This is a genomic window from Caballeronia sordidicola, from assembly GCF_002220365.1.
GTDB classification, from domain to species: domain Bacteria; phylum Pseudomonadota; class Gammaproteobacteria; order Burkholderiales; family Burkholderiaceae; genus Caballeronia; species Caballeronia sordidicola_C.
Genome location: NZ_MTHB01000156.1, coordinates 1 through 1,900, shown reverse-complemented (window position 1 = coordinate 1,900; position 1,900 = coordinate 1). Strand labels below are relative to the sequence as shown.

At 59.4% G+C, this 1,900-nt stretch carries 1 protein-coding gene; it reads left to right on the top strand.

What is annotated here, in order from left to right:
- Nucleotide 1: 1 nt before the first annotated feature.
- Nucleotides 2–1,900 (top strand): plasma-membrane proton-efflux P-type ATPase (locus BSU04_RS22825; protein WP_089162708.1); only part of this gene is annotated, 1,899 nt, incomplete at its 3' end.

Below are 1,900 nucleotides of genomic sequence, written 5' to 3'. Positions count from 1 at the left end.
GATACGTGATGGGAAGTGGATAAATCCGCCAGCGCGTGAGTTGGTTCCGGGTGACGTCATTCGCGTGCGTCTGGGCGACATTGTGCCGGCGGACGCACGACTGCTGGACGGTGACGCTGTGGAGGTCGACCAATCCGCACTGACCGGAGAGTCGCTGCCCGTCACGCACAATTCCGGCGAGGCAATATTTTCAGGCTCGATCATTCGTCAAGGTGAGATCGGCGCATTGGTCTACGCGACCGGTGGGAACACCTTTTTCGGCAAGACTGCGGAGTTGGTGCAGGGAACGCATACGGTTAGCCACTTTCAGCGCGCGGTGCTGAAGATTGGAAATTATTTAATTATCCTGGCGGTGGTGATGGTGGCGGGGATTGTTGCTGTGGCGATCTTCCGCGGCGACCCGATCCTTACCACATTGCAGTTCGCCCTGGTACTGACTGTGGCCGCGATTCCTGTGGCAATGCCCACAGTGCTCTCGGTGACGATGGCGGTGGGCGCGCGCCTGCTCGCGAAGAAAAAGGCGATCGTCACCCGGTTGGTGGCGATCGAGGAGCTAGCAGGCGTCGACGTACTGTGCGCCGACAAGACTGGCACGCTGACCCAGAACAAGCTCTCGCTGGGCGATCCGTTCTGTCTGAACAAGCTCTCCGCCGAGCAGGTGGTCCTCGCTGCCGCGCTGGCGTCGCGGGCCGATAATAACGACACCATTGACCTGGCGGTGCTGGCTGGCCTGAAAAACGATCAGGCTCTAAAGGGCTATAAGGTAGGCCATTTTCAGCCTTTCGACCCGGTGCATAAGCGCACCGAGGCCGCAGTCACGGGCTCTGACGGAAAGACGTTCAAAGTGACGAAGGGCGCGCCGCAAGTGATTCTGGCGTTGTCCGCCAATGCCGCGCAAGTGAAAGCGTCCGTCGACAAAGCGGTCAACGAGTTTGCGGCGCGCGGCTTTCGTTCGTTGGGTGTGGCGCGTGCGGAGGGAGATGGCGCATGGCAGTTTCTTGGTGTGTTGCCACTGTTCGATCCGCCACGAGAAGATGCCAAGGTAACCATCGCGACCGCTCAGCGGATGGGCGTGACGGTCAAAATGGTGACTGGCGATGCGTTGGCCATTGCTCAGGAAACCGCCAAGAAACTAGGCATGGGCACCAATATCCTCGATGCCAGCAGCCTCGGCGACGCGAAAAATCAGCAAACAACGGCGGCCTCCGAGTCCATCGAGAAGGCCGACGGCTTCGCCCAAGTGTTCCCTGAACACAAGTACCACATCGTGGATGATTTGCAAAAGCGCGGCCACATCGTGAGCATGACGGGCGATGGGGTGAATGATGCACCCGCACTGAAGAAAGCCGATTGCGGCATCGCGGTTTCGGGTGCGACGGACGCCGCGCGGGCGGCGGCGGCCATCGTGCTGACGACGCCGGGCCTATCGGTGATCATCGACGCGATCAAGGAAAGTCGGAAGATATTTCAGCGCATGAACAGCTACGCGATGTACCGAATCGCTGAGACTCTGCGCGTATTGTTGTTCATGACGCTATCGATCCTGATCTTCAACTTTTATCCCGTGACGGCGGTGATGATCGTGATGCTGGCGTTGCTCAACGACGGCGCCATCCTGTCCATTGCATATGACAACGTTCACTACAAGGATCAACCCGAGGCGTGGAACATGCGCCTGGTGCTGGGGATCGCCACGGTGCTGGGCCTGGTTGGACCCGTCGCCGCATTTGGCCTTTTCTTCCTAGGCGACCGCGTTTTCCACCTCAACCACCCCCATCTTCAGACGATGATGTATCTGATGTTGTCGGTGGCCGGGCATCTGACCATTTTCCAGACGCGCACTCGTGGCCCATTCTGGTCTATCAGGCCCGCGCGGATTTTGTGGATGGCCGTGCTCGGC